At 48.7% G+C, this 25,301-nt stretch carries 19 protein-coding genes; 9 read left to right on the top strand and 10 right to left on the bottom strand.

Going from position 1 to position 25,301, the window contains the following annotated elements; genetic code table 11:
* Positions 1-86: 86 nt before the first annotated feature.
* The 3 genes from BWK47_RS03335 to BWK47_RS03325 form a co-directional block, all read right to left on the bottom strand.
* The gene (locus BWK47_RS03335) at positions 87-848 is read right to left on the bottom strand and encodes a 3'-5' exonuclease (protein WP_162327562.1); all 762 of its coding nucleotides are present in this window, start codon (positions 846-848) and stop codon (positions 87-89) included.
* Positions 836-2,332 (bottom strand): RNA-directed DNA polymerase, encoded by a 1,497-nt coding sequence (locus BWK47_RS03330; protein ID WP_162327561.1) that lies wholly within the window; start codon positions 2,330-2,332, stop codon positions 836-838. The genes BWK47_RS03335 and BWK47_RS03330 overlap by 13 nt, the downstream gene beginning before the upstream one ends.
* A 375-nt stretch (positions 2,333-2,707) precedes the next feature.
* Positions 2,708-3,784 (bottom strand): glycosyl transferase, encoded by a 1,077-nt coding sequence (locus BWK47_RS03325; protein WP_162327560.1) that lies wholly within the window; start codon positions 3,782-3,784, stop codon positions 2,708-2,710.
* Between the two features lie 37 nt (positions 3,785-3,821).
* Here BWK47_RS03325 and BWK47_RS03320 point away from each other — a divergent pair, with 37 nt between their 5' ends.
* Positions 3,822-4,532: a TetR/AcrR family transcriptional regulator gene (locus BWK47_RS03320; RefSeq protein WP_162327559.1), complete on the top strand. Its 711-nt coding sequence runs from the start codon at positions 3,822-3,824 to the stop codon at positions 4,530-4,532.
* A gap of 242 nt (positions 4,533-4,774) precedes the next feature.
* Here BWK47_RS03320 and BWK47_RS03315 read toward each other — a convergent pair whose 3' ends face one another.
* The 3 genes from BWK47_RS03315 to BWK47_RS03305 all read right to left on the bottom strand — a co-directional run bounded on the left by BWK47_RS03315 (position 4,775) and on the right by BWK47_RS03305 (position 8,424).
* On the bottom strand, positions 4,775-4,969 hold the full coding sequence (locus BWK47_RS03315) for a hypothetical protein (RefSeq protein ID WP_020861493.1): 195 nt from the start codon (positions 4,967-4,969) through the stop codon (positions 4,775-4,777).
* 24 nt (positions 4,970-4,993) lie between these two features.
* Positions 4,994-5,449 (bottom strand): divergent PAP2 family protein, encoded by a 456-nt coding sequence (locus BWK47_RS03310; protein ID WP_010871840.1) that lies wholly within the window; start codon positions 5,447-5,449, stop codon positions 4,994-4,996.
* A 122-nt stretch (positions 5,450-5,571) separates the two neighbouring features.
* On the bottom strand, positions 5,572-8,424 hold the full coding sequence (locus BWK47_RS03305; RefSeq protein WP_237269773.1) for a GAF domain-containing protein: 2,853 nt from the start codon (positions 8,422-8,424) through the stop codon (positions 5,572-5,574).
* A gap of 64 nt (positions 8,425-8,488) precedes the next feature.
* Between BWK47_RS03305 and BWK47_RS03300 the strand changes: the two genes are divergently transcribed.
* Positions 8,489-8,701 (top strand): chlorophyll a/b-binding protein, encoded by a 213-nt coding sequence (locus tag BWK47_RS03300; protein WP_010871838.1) that lies wholly within the window; start codon positions 8,489-8,491, stop codon positions 8,699-8,701.
* A gap of 323 nt (positions 8,702-9,024) precedes the next feature.
* Here BWK47_RS03300 and feoB read toward each other — a convergent pair whose 3' ends face one another.
* The 4 genes from feoB to ftsH1 form a co-directional block, all read right to left on the bottom strand.
* Complete coding sequence (feoB, locus tag BWK47_RS03295; protein ID WP_162327557.1) at positions 9,025-10,869, bottom strand: ferrous iron transport protein B; 1,845 nt, start codon at positions 10,867-10,869, stop codon at positions 9,025-9,027.
* 7 nt (positions 10,870-10,876) lie between these two features.
* Positions 10,877-11,116 (bottom strand): FeoA family protein, encoded by a 240-nt coding sequence (locus tag BWK47_RS03290; protein ID WP_162327556.1) that lies wholly within the window; start codon positions 11,114-11,116, stop codon positions 10,877-10,879.
* 264 nt (positions 11,117-11,380) lie between these two features.
* A complete protein-coding gene (locus tag BWK47_RS03285; RefSeq protein WP_162327555.1) occupies positions 11,381-11,851 on the bottom strand; it encodes a hypothetical protein in 471 nt (156 codons plus the stop codon).
* Positions 11,852-11,866: 15 nt separating this feature from the next.
* Positions 11,867-13,864, bottom strand: a complete 1,998-nt coding sequence (gene ftsH1 / locus BWK47_RS03280; RefSeq protein ID WP_162327554.1) for an ATP-dependent zinc metalloprotease FtsH1 — start codon at positions 13,862-13,864, stop codon at positions 11,867-11,869.
* Between the two features lie 100 nt (positions 13,865-13,964).
* Between ftsH1 and BWK47_RS03275 the strand changes: the two genes are divergently transcribed.
* The 7 genes from BWK47_RS03275 (at position 13,965) to BWK47_RS03245 (ending at position 25,267) form a co-directional block, all read left to right on the top strand.
* Entirely contained in the window at positions 13,965-14,549 is a 585-nt protein-coding gene (locus tag BWK47_RS03275; RefSeq protein ID WP_162327553.1) for a thioredoxin family protein, read from the top strand.
* 78 nt (positions 14,550-14,627) lie between these two features.
* Positions 14,628-16,628, top strand: a complete 2,001-nt coding sequence (locus tag BWK47_RS03270; RefSeq protein ID WP_162327552.1) for a ribonuclease catalytic domain-containing protein — start codon at positions 14,628-14,630, stop codon at positions 16,626-16,628.
* A gap of 718 nt (positions 16,629-17,346) precedes the next feature.
* Entirely contained in the window at positions 17,347-18,468 is a 1,122-nt protein-coding gene (locus BWK47_RS03265) for a response regulator (RefSeq protein ID WP_237269772.1), read from the top strand.
* Positions 18,469-18,574: 106 nt separating this feature from the next.
* Positions 18,575-18,940, top strand: coding sequence for a response regulator (locus BWK47_RS03260; protein ID WP_010871830.1), 366 nt, complete (start codon positions 18,575-18,577; stop codon positions 18,938-18,940).
* A 32-nt stretch (positions 18,941-18,972) separates the two neighbouring features.
* Entirely contained in the window at positions 18,973-19,440 is a 468-nt protein-coding gene (locus BWK47_RS03255; RefSeq protein WP_162327551.1) for a CheW domain-containing protein, read from the top strand.
* A 134-nt stretch (positions 19,441-19,574) separates the two neighbouring features.
* Positions 19,575-22,436: a methyl-accepting chemotaxis protein gene (locus BWK47_RS03250; protein ID WP_162327550.1), complete on the top strand. Its 2,862-nt coding sequence runs from the start codon at positions 19,575-19,577 to the stop codon at positions 22,434-22,436.
* Positions 22,437-22,492: 56 nt separating this feature from the next.
* Positions 22,493-25,267, top strand: coding sequence for a hybrid sensor histidine kinase/response regulator (locus tag BWK47_RS03245; RefSeq protein WP_162327549.1), 2,775 nt, complete (start codon positions 22,493-22,495; stop codon positions 25,265-25,267).
* Positions 25,268-25,301: the final 34 nt, after the last annotated feature.

The raw sequence follows: 25,301 nt of genomic DNA, 5'->3' as shown, positions 1-25,301 counted from the left end.
GGTTGTCGGAGTCTTTCCTGCACATCGAGCGGCTTTAGGAAATTCGCTGCACCAGGGTTGTTATGTGTTTACTATAGCCAGACATTTTAACTTTTCCTTTCCTGAGCATTAATGCTCTCTTCTAAAGAGACTTGTACTGCACTAAAAGGCAAAGACGCGATATCTTCTTTCGGCATATATTTGGCCCATGAATATGGAATTATGGAATGCCACTTAAATCCATTCATCTTACTCAAGGTTCCCGGCTTTTCTTCAAAGCTTTTGACTAAAACTTTTGGTCGTGAGGCTCTTTTTAGTTCTTCTTCGAGATTTGGCACCAGTGATAAGAGCTTAGTTAAGGTTTTACAATCATCTAAAGCTCTATGAGCATCCACAATGGGAATTCCGTGTGCGATAGCCAAATTATTTAGACTAGTTCCTTGGCAGTACTTTGAGTTTGGATAACGTATATCTTGAGTATCAATCCAGTTAGATAAAGGAACATTTAATCCAACAATTTTTTTGCAAAATTCTTTGTCAAAATCAGCATTATGGGCACAGATATATTCCACGGAGTGAGACATCTGATTGATAAGCTTTAAGGCAGGTTGGTATGGAAAGCTTTTTCCTAGCAGTTCGGATGGAATTTTGTTTATTGGTTCTACAGGATTAGGAACTTCCTGTTTATAACCAATCAAAGTACTCACCTGAATAAGTATACTTTTGTGACTTGTTGACCAAAGAATTGCTGCAACTTCTATTGGCTTGTCACTTTCGGGATCAAGTCCTGTTGTTTCCGTGTCAACGACTAAGATTTTCATAATATGATCACCTGTATTAAATAAATAAAGATGAATCAGTATGCCCATGCGTTTTGCTGAAACAATGTGACTTCTTCCGGGCTGACAACTTCTTCAGCTTCATCTACTGAACCAACATAAATTTTTGAGACATCCAATGCTGTTTTTAGTTCACTACTGGCAATCCAGCAATTTTCCCATAAGTCTGGAGACTGGCGGTTCACGATTTGGCAAATCCTTTCATCACTAGAAAAGTTTATGCCTACTGACTTGGGTTGTGTGATCCGCTGCAACCATATTTCAAGGTAGCCGTTATAAGGCACACGCTTCATTTTCGTCAGCACCTTTTCCCACAAACGTTTTTTTTCCTCGTCAGAAGCAAGCGAAATTAGACGACTTAAGATTGCCGCAATAACTGGAAAAGTATTGGGCGAAACAACAGCAATATCAGTAGCAATCGCAACTTGTACTTCTAAATCATCTGGTTTCTCTATTTGCTCCGATAATTTTATATTAAAATCACTCACCAAACGACGTAGTGCGCCACTATTTGGAAAGCGTTGACCAAATGAATGTAGTCTTAGAAGTTGCTTCTGAATTGTTTTTGCGTTTGCACTTCCAAGATCATTTAGTTCAATCCCAGCCAGTTTATCTGGTTTGATCGATCCCTCAATAACATTCTTGCTCATGAAAGTTTTTGAGACACCTAACTTCATGCCAACAGATCGCAATTCATCACTGATGAGTTTCAATATTTCTTCAACTCGCTCATCACTATTGGCAAATACTCTGTAATCATCACGATATCTCAGGATTCGGAAATCATCGGGATCACCAAGACTTCTAGAAATTTGTTGGTCAACAAAACCAAGCACAATCTCTGCTATAAAGTCCATCAAAACTGAGCCTTGGGAAATACCATTGGTCTGTCCATATCGACCTGCTTGTATGTGTGAATCAATCTTGTTCCCAAGTAAACTATTTCTTCTTCTGTTCTGTTTAGATTCTTCTATACCATGAAGAGCCCAAGAAATGCTGTGTGTGTAGAGAGAACCATAGCAATCAGTTACATCGGTATGGAGAACATGACTAAATTCTAGAGAGTAGCAAAGAGATTGCTGCTCAACTCTTTGCCACCAACTCTTAATCTGTGTTGCTACATCTGTTTGATTATCAATTGACATTACTGGAGCACTACAACAATCAACGGCTCCTCCTTCAAATTCAGAAAAACGCTGAGTAATGTGCTCCCAATTGGAAGATTCACAAACCACGTTTATTAATGAAACATAGATAGCTGGGTGCATTAACTCTAAAGGTCTCCAAGCAAACCTGCCATCTTTATTTGCGATGAAGTTATAGTTTACGTTTTGAAAATCACACGGATTAGTATTTTTGAGCTCAGGATAGTTGCGCCCCCCCAAGATAGCATCAACACCATTCAGAATTGGATCAAAGCTGATGTAGCTTGGCATATCCCCATTAAAGTAGCTACTCCCTTTTAAAAAGTGCTGTTTTGCCTCTTCATTTGACAGTTCGACCAGTTGCCTCATGAATCAAGAATCTCCTAGAGCATATATAGAAGCCAACAAGCCTTTTCCCCATCTTGTTTGAATAATTTTCGAGCGGGACACATAACCAGTAATTAAACCGCAATAGGAACCCTTAATGCACATTTATTACTTAACTTGTAAGAATAAACAGCATTAAAATCCATACTCAGCCTGCTAATGCTGAAAGAATGCCTGAAAAGAGCTACTAAGTCAAATTTATTTAGATTAATTTTTATTAAGTCAACGGAGGTGTCGGATCGCATTTAGATCATAAAGATATACGGCATGAACAGCCATGAACGGCTTCCCAGAGGTTAACCCCAGGTTTATGGTTTACCAAAATCCCCTGACCTTTTCTGAGTTGAGGGAATAAAATCAACTAATTTGAGCAACAATTTTTTCTGCTATCTGGCGATCGCCATGTTTGTCTAACTTCTGATCCAACCTAGGTTTTTGGGGGTTTTCTAGCAAAAAATCCCATTGACCAGCGAAAAATTGCTGGTGGGGGACAATTTGGTGCTCTCCGTAGTTCTGTAAACCGGCTAGTAAAACTTGCGCTTCAGCAAAACCATCCCTGGTGAGGGAAATAATGGGCACTTCCCACTTCAAAGCTTCAGCAAAGGTACCAAAACCAGGCTTGGAAAATACACGGCCGCAGAGGGGCATTAAATCCACCGGGCGATAGCTTTTATCTTTGATAATGGTCAAGTTATCTAACTTAGGAGCTTGGATGTCAAAGGTAATAAATTGATGGTCGGGAAATTGAGTTAATACTTGATAGGGAATTGCCTCTAAACCTAAACCCCCAAAGGTGAGCAAAATAGTTTTTTCCTTAGCAGTTTTAATGACAAAGGTATTTCTTAAACTCTGCTCCCCATATTGAGGATCGCCCCCCAGTAAGCCAGCTTGAATTTGATAGGGGAAAATTTCCATCCGTTCCGATAAGGGCAACCGGAATAACAAATCACATTGGCGATAATCTCGTTCAATTTTCTCAATCACTGCCCCAAATTGATCACCAAAATCTCGATAGATAAAATTCCAACCGAAATTACTACTCATCCAACAGGGAATATTTGCGCGATGGGCGATCGCCACTGCTAGGGCTGGAATGTCCGCCAGCACTAGATCCACCCGATTGTTACGTAAATAGTTGGACTCCGTGGCCACCAGGGAGTTTTCCCGCTTGTAAATATCCTGTAAAGCTTGCAGAGTCGCCTTTTCATCCATCTGTAAACTATCTGCCTGTACCACGCCAACATCAAAAGCCACTGGGCGGTGAATAAAAGGTTTTTCCAAATAACACTCCAGCAACCAACGGGGACTACGGGTGGCCATAATTATCAACACATCAGGGCAAAGTTCCTGGACCCGGCGGGCAATGCAGGCAGTCCGCACCGCATGGCCAAAACCATGGCCGGTAATTGCACAGTAGAGGGTGGGACGTTTCATGGAAAAAGCTAGGAATTATGAAGATTTCTGTTGACCAGTGGGGCGATCGGAATTTTTCCCGCACAATAACAGTAATAGTTGGGTGAATTTAGAGGTAAAGTCCGTGCAGAGCAACAAGTATTCCATCGCCCCATCGACCTTTACCAATCCGGCCGAAGCTTCCACCCATGATCGCATTTTGAAGGGAGCTTTGAAATTATTTGGCACTAAGGGTTACGAAGGTACCACTACCAAGGATTTGGCCCAGGCAGCCAATGTGGCCGAAGGAACGCTATTTCGTTATTTCACCAATAAGAAAGCCATTCTGGTGGAAGTAGCTACCGCCGGCTGGGTGGAAATTCTCACCGATTTGTTAACCGAATTAAGCGAAATGGGTAGTTATAAGGCGATCGCCCAGGTGATGAAACGGCGGATGTTCCATTTGCGGGAAAACAAATATCTATTGCAAGTGTGCTTTGTGGAAGCCCAATATCACCCGGAGCTAAGGGAGAAAATCCAGTCGGAAATTATCGACAAAATGACCGATGTGGCGGAAGCCTTTTTCCAAACCGCCATGGACCGGGGCATTTACCGACGGATGAATCCTAAAATTGTCGCCCAGGTTTTTTTGGGTATGTTTGCGGTGGCTGGTTTTTCCGAACAAACGGTAATTGACCCCCACGCTTCACCCCAGGCTTTGCAAGAAATGGCGGAAGGTTTAGCAGATATTTTTCTTAACGGAGTTTTGACTAAAGGAGAAAAAATGTGATTCATCAACCAGTGGAAAACCTTAGAAATTGTCTTAAAAGCCCCCCTGACCCCCCAAATTTGGGGGGAAACAGAGGCAACGTCCCCCAGTATTGCCAGAGCTTTAGTAGGTCGATTTAGGAAGCAAAATAAAGCTTTTTAAACAGATGCCCAGAATGGTTTTTAAAATACTGTCAACCTTTTCAAATAAAGACGGTGAAGCAAAATTTTATCAACAGCATTTTAGATCAAACAATTTAAGTTTTAACGTTTGCCCTGGAAAATTTGTTGCACCTGCTCCCACACTTCAGCAGGGGTGATTTTAAAGCCGACGTAAAGCACCACCAAAATAATGGCAATAATAGCCCCATTTTTTAAGGTTGCCGCTGTCACGTTGAAAAACCATCTTAGTACTAAACCAATAATTAAAATAGTGGCTAGGAAAAGGACAATTTCCATTAATTTATACTCCTAATTTCCCCTTCACTGGGCTGGCACGGCAAAAAAAGCGATGGCAATGCCTAATGCTAAACCGGCAAAAACCTGCACCGGGGTGTGGCCCAGAAGTTCTTTGAGCCGTTCTTCCGTCAAGCTTTGATCTTCCTGGAAAAGTTCATCAATTAACTGATTGAGGATACGGGCCTGTTTACCGGCAGCCTGTCTCACTCCTGCCGCATCGTACATAACAATGACGGCAAATAAACAAGCAATGGCAAATTCATTACTGCCCCAGCCTTTTTGCAAACCGACCCCGGTGGCCAAGGCCCCCACTAAGGCAGAATGGGCACTAGGCATTCCTCCGGTGGAAACGAGGGAACGGAGATTGATTTTACCGTTGCGGAAAATTTCCACGATCGCCTTGATGCCCTGGGCCAGGAAGCAGGCCGCCAGGGAAATCAAAAGCACTTGGTTGTGGAACACTGCGCCAAAATCTTGCATAGGTAATGCGGGCTGGAAGAAGGCCGGGCTTCGCTAGACTACCATGATCAACCATACCTTAAACGTAGGCGATCGCCGTTGTTGGCCAGGGGCACCAAAGGAAAAATAACCTGATTACCACTTCAGACGGCAGGGGAAGTTTCCACCGCAGGAACTGGGACAGGCAAGGAAAAATAGAAAGTACTACCCCGACCCAGACTGCTATTAACGCCAATGGTACCGCCGTGGTGTTCAACAATTTTTTTGCAAATGGGCAATCCTAACCCCGTACCCTGGGGTTTATCAGTGAGCACATCTCCCCCTCCCTGTTGGAACGGCTCGAAAATTTTCTCCTGGTCCGCTGGATGGATACCGGGGCCATGGTCAATAATTTCCACCCACAGATGATTTTCATGAAAGTGGCTACGGGCAGTGATTAAACCCTTAGGGGTGAATTTGACCGCATTGGAGAGCAAATTAAGCACCACCTGCAAAATCCGGTTTTCGTCTCCGATAAAATCAGGCAAATCTGGCTCTAATTCCCCCTGCAAACTAATATTTTTCTTCTGGGCCTGGGGAGTAATAGTGGCGATCGCCCGTTCAATAATGGGGCCAATGGCACAGGGTTGTTCCTGCCAGGATTCCTGTCTTGCTTCCATTTTGGCAATATCTAGCACATCGTTGATCAAAACCGTTAGGCGCTGGGCCTCCGACTCAATGATGGCCAAATTGCGCATCACCCGTTCCGTGGCCTTGCCAAGGTGGGGCTGGGCCAGATCCAACTCCGGGATAATCACTCGGTTTAATTTATCCTGAATTACCGTGGCAAAACCCAAAATAGAAGTGAGGGGAGTACGTAATTCATGGGACACCGTGGCCAAGAAATCCGTTTTCATCCGTTCCACTTCCCGCTCGTGGGTCACATCCCGGATCATAATCACCGCCCCTAGGCATTGGGGATATTCGCAGCCATTTTCATGGGAAGTAATGCTAGTGATCAAAGCTTGTCCTTGGCGGCCCTGACTTAATTCCACATCGGCGGTGACCAGTTTTTGCTCTTCCCTTTCCGGTTTAGCTAACAACTGATTCAAAGTTTCAGGGAAATAGGCATCCACCCCCGCGCCCAATAGTTCTAGGCCCTCCAGATCAAACATGGCCAACAAGGCCGGGTTGTAGCGGGTAATGCGACCAAATAGATCAATCACCAATAGACCGTCGGCCAGGTTATCAACGATCGCCGTCAGATCAGCCAGGGTACTTTCCATGGTTTTGGACTGCTCCTGGAAGCGGGCTAACAACTGGGCTTGGTACACTGCTACGCCCAACTGATTGGCAATTTGATGGAGCAAATGGATTTCCCTCGCTTGCCAATGGCGGGGAGCCCCATTTTGATAGGCCCCTAACAGGCCCCAGAGTTGTTCCCCCACAAACACTGGCACAGTTAAAAAGGCACGAATTTCAAACCGGCGCAAATTGTCCAAATGGCAATCGGTAAAACCGGCTGTTTCCACGTCCCCCACCGCCAAACTCTCATGGTTGCGGTAACGACCCCCCTCATTTTCCTGGAGATAGGTGTCTTGCCAGAGGGGGAAATTATTTTGCAAATCTTTCAGTGGTTCCCACATTTGGGCCACCGACTCATGGATAAATTCCCCGCTCCAGTCCGGATTAAAGCGATAGACCAACACCCGGTCACAACTGAGTAAATGACGCACCTCATCACTGGTGGCCCGAAAAATATTCTGTAACTCCAACGTTTGGCGAATGCCTTCAATCACCCTCGTGAGAGCGCGTTCTTCCTCCGCAATGCGGGCGAGATAATCCTTTTGGGCTTCCACTTCCCCCAGGGCACTTTGGAGAGCGGTCGATCGCCGTTGGGACTCGGTCAATAATTCTGCCTGTTGTAACGCCACCCCTAGGTTGAGGGCAATTTTGAGGGCAAACTCGATGTCCGAACTTTCCCACACCCGGGGCCCATCACACTGATGCACCGACAATACCCCCCAGAGGCGATCGCCAGAAAAGAGGGGCACCACTAAATTAGCCTTGGCTAGTGCCAACATTGATTGATCGAAATCCGCCCTTTGATCGTCGGTGTCATCCATGGCCAAAATCAATCCCTTGGCAAAATGATCAATCCATCGCGATGACAAAGGCACTTTTTCCTTTGGAGGCAAGAGGCATAGCCTGTCGTCCGTTTGGGCTTCCGCCTGAATTTCCCCCCAGGAAAAATTTTTATTGTGCCTAATTTTAATAATCATCACCCGGTCTGCTACCAACAATTTCCGCACCTCCGTCACCGTAGTTTGAAAGAGGGAGCGTAGATCAAGGGCAAAGCGAATTTTATCGATAACATCAGCAATGGCCCGTTCCCGTTGGGCGGATTTAAGGTAGGTTTCCCTTTGGACCTGGCCCTCGGCCACCACAGTCTGCAACGCATTTTTATGGTTCTGACAATGAATCCAAAGCTCCGTTTTCATCAAACCCAAACAGAATAGATGGGCAATGCGCTGGGCAAATTGTTGATCCCCCAGGGGCCAGGGCCGGGCCTGGTGGAGATATTGAAGACTGAGAATCCCCCAATGGCGCTGGTTAATCACCAAGGGCAAATGCAATAGACTTTTAATCCCCAAAGTTCGACAAAATTCCCCCTGGACCGGATCTAGTTCGACAAATTCCCCTTCCCGCTCCCACACTGTCCACAGCCCGTAGTGGGGAAGCTGCCCCAGCAAATGGAGCCAACGACAATCGGCACAGGGTTCATCCAAAAGCATAATATCCCTGGCCGGAGCGATGGCCTGGGCCACAAGGCGGGATTGACGGTTCGGGAACACTGCATTTTGCACCAACAACACCCGGTCTACCCCCAAACCCCGCTGTAATCCTTCCACCACCAGTCGATAAGCATTATGTAAATCCTGGGACTGGAGAATCATTTCCAACAGTTGATCGGCGATCGCCTGTTGGACTGCGGTGCCATGGGAAGAAGGGGACATTGTTACATTCCTTAAAAAAGTGTTACAATAGTTAACATAGACTTTTACTAGGAGTAACCCAATTATGACCACCCGTGGCTTCCGCTTGGATCAGGACAATCGTCTCAACAACTTCGCCATTGAACCAGAGGTTTACGTCGACTCTTCCGTACAAGCGGGTTGGACTAAATACGCCGAAAAAATGAATGGTCGTTTCGCCATGATTGGTTTTGCCTCCCTCCTTATTATGGAAGTGGTCACAGGGCACGGCGTCATTGGTTGGTTAAATAGTCTGTAGAATAGGCTGAGTAAAGCTCCCCAAGCCATCCAAGGTGGGCAAAAGCTCAAGTAAAAAACCTCCGTATTGGGTGGCTATGCCTTGAAGAGCTGTCAAGGGTTTTCAACCGGGTCATCAAACCGTTACGTAAAACCGGGGGAAATGTACTGGTCTCTCCCCCTCCGGTTGTCCAAGCAAAAACCACTATTATGATACGGAAGTAAGCTTAGTTTGAAGAATTGACACTTCCACTTATCAAAGGTTTTCCTGCATCTTTACTAGACTGAAAACTGCCAAACAAAACTGGTTATTTGAGTGCCCAGGGGTTGAATTAATGATTAATTTCACCAACCAAGCCAGGAAAGGCTTTGGTAGAAAATAAAGCCAAATAGCCAGGCCGTTGCCAGGGGAGTAGCCACAGCAATAGCAGTGTAGGCAAGGGATTTACTTTCACCCCAAATCGCCCCAAGGGTAGTAAGACAAGGAATATAGATCAAACTAAATAAACAGTAGCTAAAACCCTGGGCAAAGGTTACCGTACTGTGGATTTGGTCAGAGACGGCTTCGGAGTTGTTGAGACCATAAATAACAGTTAGGGCTGCTATTTGAACTTCTTTGGCGACAAAACCAAAAATCAAAGAAATCGTTAAAAAGGGATTGATGCCCAAGGGATTCATTAATGGTTGGAAAACACTGCCAATGCGTCCCGCAAAGGTTTCTAAACCCGTACTACCTTGGGGGAAGTTGGTTAAAAACCAAATGAGGCTACTACCAATCACCATAAACATCGATAAACGGGCAACAAACTCCCGCATTTCTCCCCACACTCGCAAAAATACCTGCTTAAAGGTGGGCAAACGATAGGGGGGTAATTCTAATACGAAGGGGTCCCGGGCTTGGAAGTAATGAAAAAGACTTAGAATGGCGGCCACGGTGAATGCAGCCACAAAGCTCATTAAGTACAGTAAAAACAGGGCGATCGCCCCTTGGGTGCCGGGCATAACAGCCGCCAGGATAAAAACAAATACTTGCAGGCGGGCAGAGCAGAGAGAAAAGGGAATTACTAACATAGATAAAAGTCGCATTCCCCGGCTACGCATGACCCTAGTGCCCATAATGGCCGGGACATTGCAGCCAAAACCCATCATTTGCAGCACAAAGCTCCGTCCATCTAGCCCCAGTCGCCCCATGAGGGCATCCATCAGATACGCGGCCCGGGAAAGATAGCCACTGCCCTCTAGGATTCCCATGACAATGAAAAAGATCGCCACCAAGGGGACAAAGGAAAGTAGGGCGGCAAACCCAGTCCAAATACCGTCCAACAGCAGTCCTTGCAGGATGGTGGGTAGGGAGGAAAATAACGGCTCTAAAATATTGCTTTGGACCCAACCCGTTACCGCATCTACGGGATCGGCGCTGGGCAAACCCACATGCCAAATTACCCAAAATACCCCAAACATAGAAGCGAAAAAGATGGGTAGGCCAAAAACGGGATGGAGCATCACCCCGTCAATGACATTGGTGAGGGTACGGGCATTGGGGGATGGCATCTGCACCACACCGGCCAGGGCCGTTTCCATGTCGGCGATCGCCATGGGGTGATCGGAAAGAACATTAACCAGATCGGGAATTTGGTAGGCTTCCGGTTGTTGCGCCACCGCCCGACCAATGGCATCCATGGCCCGGGGACAGCCGGTGCCGTATTTCGCACTGATGGGATAGAGGGGCAGACCAAGCCGTTCCTGGAGAGCAGCCACGTCAATTTGCACTCCGTAGCGCTTAGCCTCGTCGGCCAGGTTTAAGAGGGCGATCGCCGGAATGCCTAGGGTTTGTACCTGGAGGAGCAGACGAATTTGTCGGTCAATTTGGGCAGCGTTCACCACCACCACCACTAAATTGACGGCATAGTTAGCAAGGAAACGTTGCACCACCCGTTCATCTTCGGAAAAGCCATTGAGGTCATAGATGCCCGGCAGATCAACAAATTCAATTGGTTCCCCCTGTAACGGCACCACCGCCCGGAATAAGTCCACTGTCAACCCCGGCCAGTTGGCGATCGCCGCATTGGCTTTGGTGATCCGGTTGAAGAAAGTGGATTTACCTGTATTGGGCTGCCCAATAAAAGCAACCCTTTTTTTCACATCTGGACGACTGGACTGGACTGACCCCCTTTGGCAATGACTCACCATCTCCGCCCTACTCTCCTAAGGTAATCTGCACCAATTGGGCTTCACTACGGCGCATGGCCACTTCGGTGGTGCTACCAATGCGGAGGTGGAGTGGTCCCCCCAAACCAGCCTTGCGGAGCAATTGAATTGGTTTATCAGGAATTATTCCTATTGCTTCTAGGCGATTAACTAACCCCTGACCGTGGTTTCCCACTAAAATTTTCTCCACAAAAGCCACCTGACCCACCGATAAATCCAATAACGTCATGGTTTTCCCAAAACTGCAAATAATTCTCAATTATTAAGTTAGCATTATCTGTTCAGAATAAATATCAAAAATCACTGGAATAATTGTGAGTATAATCACTTACCATTGATTAAATTCCATGCAACCTATGGAAAAGTCCTGCCCAAGACAGATACTGGGAGCATTGCTGTAGATCGCCAAAAATCTCCGCAACTATTTGGGACTTAAGCCCCGGTTTGTTAAATCATTAGTGTTGACCGAGTTAAAGAAAATCCCTGCTGGGAGCTAGGATTCCAATAAAATAGTGCGGCCATTTTGGTTAGTGCGGTAAACCCAATTTTTTTGCCCCGATTGCACCGTCACTTGCCAGCCTGGGGTCATCACCTGGGCACACATTTGCCCTTCCTGGGCCAAGCCGAGGCAACTATCGGGCCAGGTTTTGTTTTCTGAGGACTGGACTGCAAACGCACTGGCCGGTTCGCCGGTACGTTGAGCAAGGTCAGCAATAATTTTGTCGGCGATCGCCTGGGGAAGCATGGGGGATTGGGAAACTAAAGAACTAGGGGAAGAAGACGGGGTGGCAATGGCGGAGGAGTTTTGCCCTGCTGGGGATAAACCTTGGTCAGCAGAGGCACAACCCTGCACTGGCACTATGCTGAGCAGACTAAGCCATAGCAATACACTCCAACATTTGCCGACGTTGGGGGAGTTTTCCGGTTTTCTGGGTTGAAAATAGATTGTACGAAGATCAGACATTGCACAGATGGGGGGCTACTTAGCCGCTAAAGCAGGCTGTTTTTGAGATTGTTGATAACTTTCCACCAGTTGCCGAAAATGCTCCCCTTCAATGGTTTCTTGATCGATGAGCGCATCGACTAGTAAATCCATTAAATTGCGGTTTTCTTCGATAATGCCGGTGGCTCGTTGGTGGGCAGCGGTGACAATGGCTTGGATTTCCCGGTCAATGCGGGCGGCAATGTCTTCGGAATATTCGGAACGCTTGCCCCAATCTCCGCCGCTGTAATTACGATCGCCTTCCTCTTCCAAGGCCACTAGACCCAGGGAGGACATGCCCAATTTGGTTACCATTTGTCGGGCTAGGTAGGTGATTTTTTCAATGTCGTTACCGGCTCCGGTGGTCACCTCGTCGTCGCCAAAAATAACCTCTTCGGCTACCCTCCCCCCCAACAATCCCGCAATGCGGGCAATCATTTGGTTGCGGGTCATGAGGCTTTGGTCTTCATCAGGGGTGAACCAGGTTAAACCTTGGGCTTGGCCCCGGGGAATGAGGGTAACTTTTTCCACCGGATCGTGGCCAGGACAGAGGGTACCAATCAAGGCGTGACCCACTTCGTGGTAAGCAATTAAGCGTTTACTTTTACTATCCACTAGGGGTGTACCTTCCATCCCCGCCACCACCCGGTCAATGGCATCATTCACTTCCGCCATGGTGATGGCCTCCTTGCGCCGCCGAGCAGTGAAAATGGCCGCTTCATTTAACACGTTGGCCAAATCTGCCCCCGTAAATCCGGGAGTTCTCCTGGCGATCGCCGCTAACTGCACCTCTTCGTGCAATTTTTTGTTTTGGGCGTGGATTGCCAAAATTAATTCCCGGCCCTGGACATCGGGGTAATCCACCGTCACCTGGCGATCGAACCGTCCTGGCCGCAAAAGAGCCAAATCCAAGACATCGGGGCGGTTGGTGGCCGCAATGACAATGATGCCGCTGTTCCCTTCAAAGCCATCCATTTCCGTCAACAATTGGTTGAGGGTTTGTTCCCGTTCATCGTTGCCGCCGCCATAGCCCACACCCCGTTGCCTACCCACCGCATCAATTTCATCGATAAAGACTAGGCAGGGGGCATTTTCCTTAGCTTTTTTGAACAAATCCCTGACCCGGGAAGCCCCCACCCCGACAAACATTTCCACAAATTCTGAACCGGAAATGCTGAAAAATGGCACCCCCGCCTCCCCGGCGATCGCCTTAGCTAATAAGGTTTTGCCCGTACCGGGAGGGCCGATGAGTAGAACACCCCGGGGAATTTTTGCGCCGATGGCGGTAAATTTTTCCGGTTGCTTGAGGAAAGTCACCACTTCCTGCAATTCTTCCTTCGCTTCGTCAATGCCGGCCACATCGTCAAAGCCGACACCGGTTTTTGCTTCCATTTGGAACCGGGCCTTGGATTTGCCAAAACTCATGGCCTGACCCGACGCATTGGCGGAACGTCGCACCACCATCACCACCAAACCGATCAGAATAGCCACCACCAGCAAATTGGTTAATAGACCATACAGGGCTGAATTATCCGGGGTGCGGTTGATGTCTAAATCGATGGTTTCAGAACGGCTCCGCAGGAGGTTGAGCAACTCGGGGTTATTGTCCAGTAACTGGACCGTTTGAGGCTTGGACCCAGGGGGCGCATCCTTGAGAGTAACGATCGCCTGGCGGCGGTTAGTGTCCACTTCCACTTTGGCCACTTGATTAGCTTTAATGGCATCGATCAACTGCCCATAGTTCATTTTCGGTTCAGCAGACCGGGAGGAGCCAGAGTTAAAAAAGGAGCGGGGTGTGGCTTCTCCATTGCTGGAGTTAGGGGATTGGACGGGACTGGGACTGGCCTTGGGTTGGGCCCCTTCTCCCCCTTCCTGGGCCAGGGTGGATACCGGTAGGGCTAGGGTGCCAGCCACCAGTAAACCCATCCCCAAACGGTGCCAAAAGCGGCTAGGGCTGGAGAAACTATGGCGATCGGAACGGGGACGATGACTCATGGACGTTTTAAACTAAAAAAATTCCAGCAGAGGGGAAAAACTCCAACCCCCATGATAGCTTGGGTCTTTGATTAACAAAATGTAACGAACTCCCTTAACTATGGTTTTAACTCCCTCCACCATGCTTGCCCTTGGTACCCAAGCACCGGACTTTTCCCTTTGGGACGTGACTGCGGAACAGCCCCTCACCCTAGGGGAAGCCATGGGAGAAAAAGGGCTATTGGTGATGTTCATCTGTTGTCATTGTCCCTTTGTCAAACACATCCAGGCCCAGTTAAGTCAGTTGGGGAAGGATTACCAAAACTCTGGTTTAGCCATGGTGGCCATCAGTGCTAACGATGCAGAAAAATACCCCGATGACTCTCCCCCAGGGCTGAAGAAAATGGCCCAAGATTGGGACTATTACTTCCCGGTGCTGTACGACGAAACCCAGGCGATCGCCAAGGCCTACCGAGCAGCTTGCACCCCCGACTTCTTTTTGTTTGACGCCCAAGGAAAATTGGCCTACCGGGGCCAGTTAGATGACAGTCGCCCTAGTAATGGTTTGCCCGTTACCGGAGTGGACCTGAGACAGGCCATGGATCTAGTGCTGGCCGGCAGTCCTGTGCCGACGGAACAAAAGCCCAGCATTGGTTGCAACATTAAATGGAAGCCCGGCAATGAACCTGATTATCAAAGTAATTAGGCAGCCAAAAACCCAAGGGAGAGTAACCCCTGTGCCAAAATAACGGGAGAGTAATTGTGACGGGGCAAAGGCATTCCGGTGGAAAAAGGCAAACTAATTGAATTCCGACATCAAGGAGAACGGCGGTTGGCGGTGGTCGATCGCCCGGACGGCAAAAAAGATTGGGTGGTCATTGACCAACAGGGCCAAAGTCATAAACTGAAGCCCCAGCGGGTGGAGTATGAAATTCCCGGCGGCCCCTATGCCGTCCATGATCTGCCTAGTTTTTTAGGGGAAGTGGACCAGTATCTCGATCCCTCTAGTTTGGAGGTGGCCTGGGAACTATTGATTGAAGAGGGGGAAAGCATCACCCCGGCGGATTTGGCCCTATTGCTATTTTCTGAGCAAAGTCCTAGTCAATGCTATGCTGCCCATGCCCTGCTAGCAGAAGATAAACTCTATTTCAAACAAAAAGGCGATCGTTACGAACCCCGCCCCAGTGGTCAAATCGAAGAAATTAAACATCAAATGCGGGTGCAAGCCCAAAAAGAACAGGAGCAACAGGGTTTCATTGACCGGGTAAATCAAGCCCTGGCCGGGGAAAAAGTGACTTGGGAAGGGAGCGATCGCCTACGGTTGGAAGCGTTGGAAAAATTTATCCTTTTCCCTGAACAAAATCATCGCCAGGCTTTGGATATTCTCCAAACCCTTGGTAAACCTGGCCGTACCGACGAAACCCAAAACCTCCTGATAGAATTAGGCATCTGGCAACGCCATGAAAATCTCTTTTTGCGTCGTAGTGCTTACCCCAACCAATTCCCCGCCAAGGTATCCGATGTGGCCCATGCTTACCTAACCAATCCTCCCCCCGACCCCAACCAAGAACGCCTCGATCTGACTACCCTGAAGACCTACACCATCGACGACGAAAGCACTTCGGAAATTGACGACGGTCTGAGTGTAGAAACCTTGGCGGACGGCGGCCATCGGCTTTGGATCCATGTGGCCGACCCCACCCGGTTGTTGAGTCCCAACGATGAACTGGATTTAGAAGCCCGTAAACGCAGTACCAGCCTTTATTTGCCCACGGGCATGATCTCCATGTTTCCGCCGGAATTGGCCACAGGCCCCATGAGTTTACTCCAGGGCCAACGGTGTGCGGCCCTCAGTTTTGGGGTTACTTTGGACGAAGGGGGAGCAGTGACAGATTTTACCATTGCCCCCAGTTGGGTTAAGCCTACCTATCGTCTCACCTACGAGGATGTGGACGAGATGCTGGTGCTGAAAATTCAAGGGGAGCCAGAATTACCCCTACTAGCGGAAGCGGCCAAAAAACGTGCCCAATGGCGTAAATCCCAGGGGGCCATCACCATCAAAATGCCAGAGGCAATTATTAAGGTCAACGCCGACGACGAAGTGCAAATCTATCTCCAGGAAACCTCTGTTTCTCGTCAACTGGTGGCGGAAATGATGATCTTGGCCGGGGAGGTGGCGGGGCGTTTTTGCCAAGAGCATGGCATCCCAGTCCCCTTCCGGGGCCAACCCCAACCTGAGTTGCCCTCCGATGAAGAATTATTATCCTTACCGCCGGGCCCCGTGCGGGAATGTGCCGTACGCCGCTGTATGCCCCGTAGTGAAGTGGGCATTACCCCCAGTCGCCATGCCAGTTTGGGACTAGACCTCTATTCCCAGGCCACCTCCCCTATCCGTCGTTACACTGATCTGATTACCCATTTTCAAATTAAGGCCTACCTACGGGGGGAACCGTTGCCTTTCTCTGGGGAGCAGGTACAAGAAATTCTATACAGCGTTATGCCCTCTTCCAAGGAAGCTACGTTGGTGGAACGGCAAACTAACCGTTACTGGAGCTTGGAGTTTCTGCGGCGCAATATTAATGAGGTGTGGCAGGGGGTGATGCTCCGTTGGTTGCGGGAGGATGATGGCTTGGGTTTAATTCTTCTTGAAGAACTAGGTCTTGAATTGCCCCATCGCTTTGATCGTCCCATTTCCCCCGGCGATCGCCTAAGCCTAAAGGTTAGTAATGCCGACCCCCATCGAGACGAAATTCGTTTCCGGGAATTGTTGGCTAATGAAGCCTAGACTAAAGACTTTTGGTACTCAAAATAACCATTGAATCCCCATTTAGTTTATTGGCTTGGCGGTTATTTTGAACTAATTAAACCGAGCAAACAGTTTTTTCTTACCCTTAAGCAGGGCCCGCGGAAAATCCTGCCATCTCCATCACCGGCCATAGGAATACTTCCAAAATCAAGAGCTAATGACCTTAAACGTTATTTTAATCATAAGAACATTAGACCGAAAATCAGTCTGAGAGTAAAGCTTTTTGGGGGACGACTCGGGATTTTCCTCCTACTTAAGTAATTAGGGATACTTAACTAAAAAGAGTTGAACTTATATCAAACAAGGGAATTTGATCATGGCAAATGTAACAATAGATACTTCCCAAGGGATAGATTTCCCATAGATTGAAGAGCAAAAACGATTAGTCATGGCTGATCGTTGAAGAAATGGGATAAGGGATGAAATAGTGCTTGATTTTAGAAATAGTATGGGGTTAAACTCTACTCATTAATTTGCATTGTTCCCATAGCAAAGTGATCAACTATAGTTAACTTAAGATTAAGAAAATAGTTAACTTTAGGGCTAATAATTATTGACAGGTTTCGCTCTCACCTTAGATGGACTTTATTTGTTCAACCGCCATTGTTGTCCCATGCAATCTCCCCTGTCTTCTTCCCCGGCCACGAATCAGACCACACTAGGGTTGGCCTACCCCCTGCCATCTCCCCCGAACGCTATGGAAGCTTCTCCCCCCCCCGCCAGTGAAAGCCCTAACTTGTACCAGGTTTTACAGAACCTCATTGCCAAAGAGAGCTCTGGCAAATTGATCGTTCATAGCAAGGGCAATCCCCGCATCCAATGGCGGATCTATCTGGGCAACGGACGCATTCACTATGCCGGAAGTGACCAAGGACAATCGGAAAGGCTGAACTATCTGTTCCAACGCTACACTCCCACTAAAAGCCTTCGCCTTGAGCAGCCCATCACCAGCGATTATCAGTACCTCTGTGAGTTGTGGGATTCCCAGCAGTTTTCTTTTCAGGAAATCCGCTCCATTCTGGCCAAGTTAACCCAGGAAGCTTTGATCCAAATTCTTTCCCTGTCCCAGCCGGTTTGCACTTTCGAGGAAACGGTGGGGCTAGATCGTTTACTGCTCTATCTGGACTTCAAGCAGTTAATGCAACCTGCCGCCCAGGAAATCAAACATTGGCTCAAAATTTGTACTGTCATCAACTCTCCTTTCCAACGGGCGATCGCCGAGAATGTGGATACCATCTTGCCTGGGCTATGTAAGCTTGAACACATCACCAGTGACTTGCTGAACCGCTACCAAAAATTGCCGGAATTAATCGCCCAGGAAATGTGTGTGTATGAAATTGCCGAGTCTCTGCACACCAGTAGCCTTAGTGTGGCCATTATTCTCAAAACCCTAGTGGGCCTAGGTCTCATCACCATGGGACCCTACGAACCGGAGCAGGAGGATAACCGCCCGGTCATTGCCTGTGTGGATGACAGTCCTTCCATTCAACGGGTGGTGAGCTTTGCCCTCGAAGCCACGGGTTTTAAGGTGATCAACATCAAACAAGCCTCTAGTGCCCTAACTACTTTGATGCACGCCAAACCGGCTCTGATTTTGATGGACATCAATATGCCCGACATCGACGGCTATCAACTGTGCAGTATTTGCAATAAATCCGAAGCCCTCAAGCATATTCCCATTGTCATGTTGACCGGCCGCAGTGGAGTTTTAGACCGGGTAAAAGCAAAAATGCACGGCTCCGTTGGCTACATTTGCAAACCGTTCCAGCCCCAGGAATTAGTGGAAACAGTGCAGAGCTTTATCTCCGCAGCTGTTTAATTACTTAATTACTACTGATAGTTGTTTGTCTAAGTTAGTTTTAATTACTGATTTGCTTCTTCTATCCTATGATTATCATCGTTAGCAATTGCCCAGGGGGATACCAGTGAAAACTGTTTTAGTTGTGGAAGATACCAAGTCTGACCAGTTATTGGTTCAGGGGCTTTTAAAGTCCATGGGCACAGAGGCTGTCATTTGTAACAATGCCGATGAAGCCCTGGAATGGTTAAACAAAAATACGGTGCCTGACCTAATTATGCTGGACATCGTTATGCCGGATATTAGTGGTTATGACCTATGTCGCAAAATTCGGGGAGAATTGGCCCTAGAAGATGTGCCCATTGTCTTCTGTTCCACCAAAAATGAGGATTACGACCGTTTTTGGGCCCTGCGCCAGGGGGGTAATGCTTATTTGATTAAGCCCTATAGCCCCATTGAGTTGATGAAAACCGTTAAGCCCTATATTTCCTAGAACTTGCCAATGCTGACTACGGTGATGAGGTTATGGTAGAGGACTATTTTTGGATTGATTTGGGTCTACCCCTGACGGTGGCTATTCCTTTAGCTAAAACCCGGGAGGTGTTGTCCTTTCCCCTCAGTTCCCTTTGTCTCATTCCTGGGGTAAGACCGGAGTTATTGGGGGTGAGCAATCAACGGGGAAATTTGCTTTGGGTGATGGATTTGCCCCGCCTATTGTCCCCGGGCACGGCTAACCCCCTCAATTACCGTACCTTGAGCAATACTAAAGCAGTGGTACTGGTGGGAGAATCTGCCCAGGTGGCGGCGATCGCCGAAGGATTGAAGGGCATTGTTAGCTTTAGTGCAGAGGAAATTAAGCCACTGCGGGAGCCCTTTTTATTGGGAGAAGGCAACAAAGACGGGGAAACCATTCTGATTTTGGATGTGGATCGAATTTTTGCCTGGCTCCAGGGTGGGGGTTCCATTAAACAGCTTCACCCATTGGAGAAATAGTTATCGGGCTTCCCCAAAGTTTTTGCTCAACTTAATCCTTACTTTTTCACCTTAACAGAGTCTTAATTTTCATCGTTAATCCTGAAACTGTTCCGACCCATTGCCCAATTGTTTTTTAATTACTTTTAATCGCCATGGTTAGCACCCCCACTAAACCCCAATTTTCCCAAGAGATTCTGGAGCTGCAAGCAGCAGCCATGGCTGCCCCGGATGATCTATTTGCCCAGATCGTCCTGGCCGGTGCTCTCCAGCAAGAGGGTTTTTGGGAGGAAGCGGCCCAATACTATCGTCAAGCCCAGGAGTTGGACAGTGACGGCATTTATGGCGAAACCATCAGTAAGGCTTTAGCGGAAATTCAGCCTCATTTGCCGGCGGTGGAGGAAACCCCCGCTATTCCCCAACCCCTGACTGAGGAAGAGAAGAAGCAGGTCTATCCGCCAGAAATTCTCATGCTCCAGGAGACGGTGCAAGAGAGGCCCGACGATCTGGTGGCCCAAATAAGTTTCGCCAGTGCCCTAGAAGCGGGGGGATTTTTAACCGATGCTCTCCAAGCCTACGAAGATTTAAAAATTAACGATGAGGAGGGGATTTTCCATGCCACCTGTGACCAGGCGATCGCCGGCATTGAGGCCCAACTAGCGGATCCCAATCGCATTACCCCGGCCATGGCTTGGACTGGGACCTTAAAATACGCCGCCGCCACCGATGATTTAGCCCTGGACGAAGAGCGGTCTAACCTAACATTGCAAAAACGCTGGGCTAACTTGCCCATTGCCACCAAGCAATTCACCGCTTTGTTGGTTTCCAGTGCCATAACTGTGGTTGCAGTGGTGGGCACCGGGATGATGATTGCCATTTCTTCGGGTAGATTCCAACTGAAAAACCAGACTCTGGCGGAGTTGGTGGTCACCGAGGGCAACTACAACATCAAAATTGACCAGATGAGTTTTGGTTTTCGGGGTCAATCCGATAACCTGGCTATTATTCAAGCGGCTCGACTCTACAGCGAAAGGCAACCTATTCCTGCTCCTTTGGCGGCCCAGGTACGGGACATTTTAAAAAATGAGACCGCATCGAGGGATATCGAATACGCCACCCTGGTGGGCCAAGACCAAAGGATTATTGCCAGTGCCAATGCCCAACGGAACGGACAAATATTTGACCCCAGCAACCTTGTGACTCTGCGGATGGGTTATCCGGGACAAATTAAGTTTAGTACTATTGTCAGCAAAGAAGAACTGGAAAAGGAACTACCCCCAGGCATCGACAACTTAGAGCAGGAAAATGCCCTCATTCGCTACACTGTCACCCCGGTGCAAGATCCCCAATCCAAAAAGAATATTGGTACCTTAATTGCTGGAGACATTGTTAATGGCAAAGACGCCATTGTGAAAAACACAGTGGACAACTTTGATGGGGGCTACAGTGCGGTTTATTACATAGACCCGAATGGGGAGATTCAACTAGCTACCTCCAACCTAAAAACTGGCAGCGGTCAGAATACCAAAGTCTATGAGAATGTTGCTTTTCCAGATTTAGAGTTACTGAAAAAGGCCCAAGAAAATCCAGACATGCCCTTAGTGGGGAGAACTACCGTGGAAGGGGAGCCTTTAACGGTGGCCATTAAAGTGATCAAAGACATTCAAGGCCAACCCCTCGCTTTGCTTGTTCGGGGCACCTCTGAAGTTGAATTTAATGACCTCCTAGAAAGAACTCTTCTGCTGCAAATTGGTGTGGGGGCAGTGGCTCTGTTGGTGGCGGCGATTATTGCCTATTGGTTAGGTAAAACCTTGACCAAGCCGCTGAAAAATTTGCAGACCACTGCCCAAAAGTTAGGAGAAGGGGAAACCGGTGTGCGGGCGGAAGTGGAATCCAAAGACGAGGTGGGACAATTGGCTGTCACCTTCAACGCCATGGCGGAACAGGTGGAAGCTTCTACCCGTTCTTTACAGGAAACGTCCCTAGAGCGGCAACAGGAGGCCGAGAAACAACGGCAACTAAAAGAAGAACTCCAAGACGGGGTAGTGCGGTTGTTGACGGACATTGAAGAATCTTCCCGGGGGGATTTGACGGTACGTAGTTCCGTGGAAGCTGGGGCCGTAGGGGCGATCGCCGATGCGTTCAATGCCACTTTGGCGGGGTTGAGAAAACTGGTTAAACAGGTGGTGGATACGGCAACGGAGGTGAGCGGCCAAGCCCAGGAAGATAGCCAAGAAATCACCAGTTTGTCTGACAATGCTCTGGAACAAGCCCGGGCCCTGGAATTCGCCACTGCTTCCGTAGCAGAAATGGCCCAATCCATTGAGTCCGTAGCTATAAGTGCCCAAACGGCGGCGGCGATCGCCAAACAGGGCAACGAAGCGGCCCAACATGGGCAAAACACCATGGACGAAACGGTGGAAAGTATTTATAAAGTACGGGGCCGGGTGGCAGAAATTTCCAAAAAGTCGAAGCGATTGGCGGAATCTTCCTTGGAAATTTCCAAAATCGTCGGAATTATCTCCGGTATTTCCGAAAAAACCAACTTGTTGGCCTTTAACGCCTCCATCGAAGCGGCTAGGGCGGGGGAAAACGGTCAGGGTTTCCGGATCGTTGCGGACGAGGTACGACGATTGGCGGAAATGGTAACCCTCTCCGCCCAGGAAATTGAGCAGGTAATTCTCAGTATTCAAGAGGAAACCTCCCAGATGAGCCAACTGATGGAGGAAAGCACCAACGAGGTAGTCACCGGTACCCAATTGGTACAAAAAACCAAGGAAACCCTGCAAAATCTGGCCCAGATTAGTGAGGAAATTGACACGGTACTGGATTCCATCTCCCGCAACACGGAATCCCAACGGTTAGCATCCCAAATGGTGACGGAAACTGTACAAAACGTAGCCAGCGTCGCCAAAGCCACGTCGGACAAATCCCAACTGGTGTCCCAGTCCCTGCAATCCCTGGCCAAAACCGCTGTGGATCTGCAAACCGCCGCCGGTAAATTCAAAGTGGAATAGGCGGAAATTTTTCTCCATGCCTTGTCAACACACCCAACTCCGAATTTGGTCAACGTATGTTTGATGCCGCCACCCTCGCCGCCATTACCGCCGAAGCCCGTCAGGCCTTTTTGGAGGAAGACGCGCCGGAATGTCTAGCACAGTTGACAGTGGGTTTCCAGTCCTTGGAACGGGTGTTAGGCCCCGCTGGGGATTCCCAACAACGGCAAAAGCTGATTCAGGATATGGGACGGGCGGCCCATTCCCTCAAGGGGGGAGCGGGAATGTCGGCTTTAACCCCTCTGCAGACCCTCTGTCACCGGTTGGAGGATTTATTTGAGGCTCTAGAACAGGGAAGGGTGGAAGATAAATCCATGGCAGTGGGCTTAATTGCCATGACCATCGAGGAAACCCAGGCCATGGTGGAGTTGGCCAACAGTGGTCGTTTACAGGACACGGATGAGCCGCCGGAACTTGCCCTGGCCCTAGGTGAGTTTTTAGAAACATGTCAACCTCAACCTTCCCAAGAGGAGGCGATCGCAGGAGATGTGTCCCAATTTGTGCGGACTTCCCTGACGGTGGAACTAGAAGCTTGTTTAGAGCGGGTAGAACGGCGACTGGAACGGGGGGGAACCGCCACGGAGCTACGGGAAAGTTTTAGTCTTTTGCTAGAGGAATGTACCCTGTTAGGCCAAGCTCTTAGTTGTGATTGGTTGGAGGAGGCCGGAAACCGTTTGCGGGGAGAATTGGTGCGGCCCCAGGTGGATTTGCTCACCCTTTTACCCACGGCGATCGCCGAATTGAGATCTTTAAGGGAGCAATTTTTAGCGGGCGAGTTGACCCCCCCAGCGCCGGAAATTGTTGCGGAACCGGATCCCGAACCATTACCAGAGGTTAAGCCAGTAACGGCAGTAATTGCGCCCCCCGTCCCCGGCGTTCCAATTCCCGCTGTTGTGACCGCCAAAGCTTCCCCTGCCCCCAGCACCAGGCAGACTTTACGGATTCCCCTCGATCGCCTGAATAAATTAAGTAATACAGTTAGTGAATTGCTAATTAACCAGGAAAGGTTGTTGGAATATGACAAACAGCTACGGCAAGCTAGTCGGAACCTAAAAAGGCGGGGGCAACAGTTAATCCCCATGCGGGAGCAAGTGGAATCCCTCTACGATGAACTTTCTTTCAGCGACCAAACCAAGATCAGTCCAAGTAACGGTGGCGGTAACCAAAACGGTGATAGTCAAAGCAGTTTAGGCATAGCGGGATTGGTGGATTTTGATGCCCTGGAAATGGATAGTTACACTGCTGTCCATGGCATTCTGCAAAGGTTCCAGGAACTGATGGTGCAGGTGCAGGAAATCCAGGAAGACGTGGATTTAGTGGAACGGGATTTACAGGAAACCCTGATCCAGATGAGTCAGTCCCTCCATCAATTGGACAGTGAATTGACCCAATCCCGCCTGGTGCCCTTTCGGGGTCTAGCCCAATCCTTTGCCCAGCCGTTGGAAAAGCTAGGCGATCGCCATAAAAAACCGGTGCAGTTTGTCATTGAAGGGGAAAACACCCTAGTCGAAGTGGCCATTTTGGACCAGTTACGCACCCCCCTAACCCATTTAATTCGCAACGCCTTTGACCACGGTTTGGAATTTGTACCAGAACGCCAAGCCCAGGGCAAACCTCCCGAAGGGACCATTACCCTCAGCGCTAGCACGGCCAATAACCAAGTTTTAATTACAGTAAGTGACGACGGTCGGGGCATTGACCCAGAAAAAATTAGTCGCAAAGCAATGGAATTGGGTTGGCTAACCCCAGAGCAGTTGGGCACCATCGGGGAAGCTCAAATGTTGGATTTTCTGTTTCAGCCGGGATTTTCCACTGCAGCGGAAGTGAGCAATCTGTCCGGGCGGGGATTAGGACTGGACATTGTCAAGCAAATGATTGAATCCCTGCGGGGTACCTTGACGGTGGAAACCAAATTGGGCCAAGGCAGTCGTTTTCTGATCCGTATTCCCCTAAGTTTGAATATTGTGCCCCTACTGCTGGTGCGCTATCAGCAACGGTTACTGGCGTTTCCTTCCGAAAGTGTGTTGCGAATTTTGCCCCTGGACGATTACCCGATTAAAAATGGTCGGGTGGAATGGCAATCCCAAATTATGGAAGCTTGCCCTCTGGATGAAGTGTTGCCCCAAATTTATCCCCAGGGCTTCAGTCCTTCCCCCGGTTTACCCCATAAAGTCGGACTGATGGTTAACCTTGGCGATCGCCCAGCCTTGTTAACAGTGGAGCAAATTGTCGATGAACGGACCTTGGTGGTCAAAGCTCTGGACGCCATTACCCCCATTCCTTCCTATGTGGCGGGCTGTACCGTTTTGGGTACTGGAGAAGTGGTGCCCGTATTAATTCCCAACAATTTTGCTGTGCTTTGGCGTACTGAACCTACCTTGCCCCAGGATGCGGCGGGATCCGCTGGTGGTCAGACCACAATCCTGGTTATTGACGATTCCGTCACAGTGCGGCGAACTTTACAACGGGTGCTGGGAGGCAGTTTCCGCCTCATCCAATGTCGGGACGGCAAAGAAGCTTGGGATTTACTCAACCGGCAAAACCAAGGCATTGATTTAGCTCTGTGTGACATTGAAATGCCCAATATGGATGGGTTTAGTCTGCTGCAACTGGTGCGGGCTCACCGAGTTTGGCATAGCTTAACGGTAGTGATGCTCACCTCTAGGGAAAATCCCCTCCATCGCAATCGGGCCAAAGCTCTTGGGGCTGATGGTTACCTCACCAAACCATTCCAACCCAATCAATTGTTAAGCACCATCGATCAATTTTTGGCAGAATCTGCCCAACGCTAATCACTCCTAAAAAGCATTTCCTTTCAGTTTTTTG

It is taken from the genome of Synechocystis sp. CACIAM 05, from assembly GCF_010222815.1.
Lineage (GTDB): Bacteria > Cyanobacteriota > Cyanobacteriia > Cyanobacteriales > Microcystaceae > Synechocystis.
The sequence above is the reverse complement of the archived record's forward strand: the minus strand, read 5'-3'. Positions and strand labels throughout refer to the sequence as shown.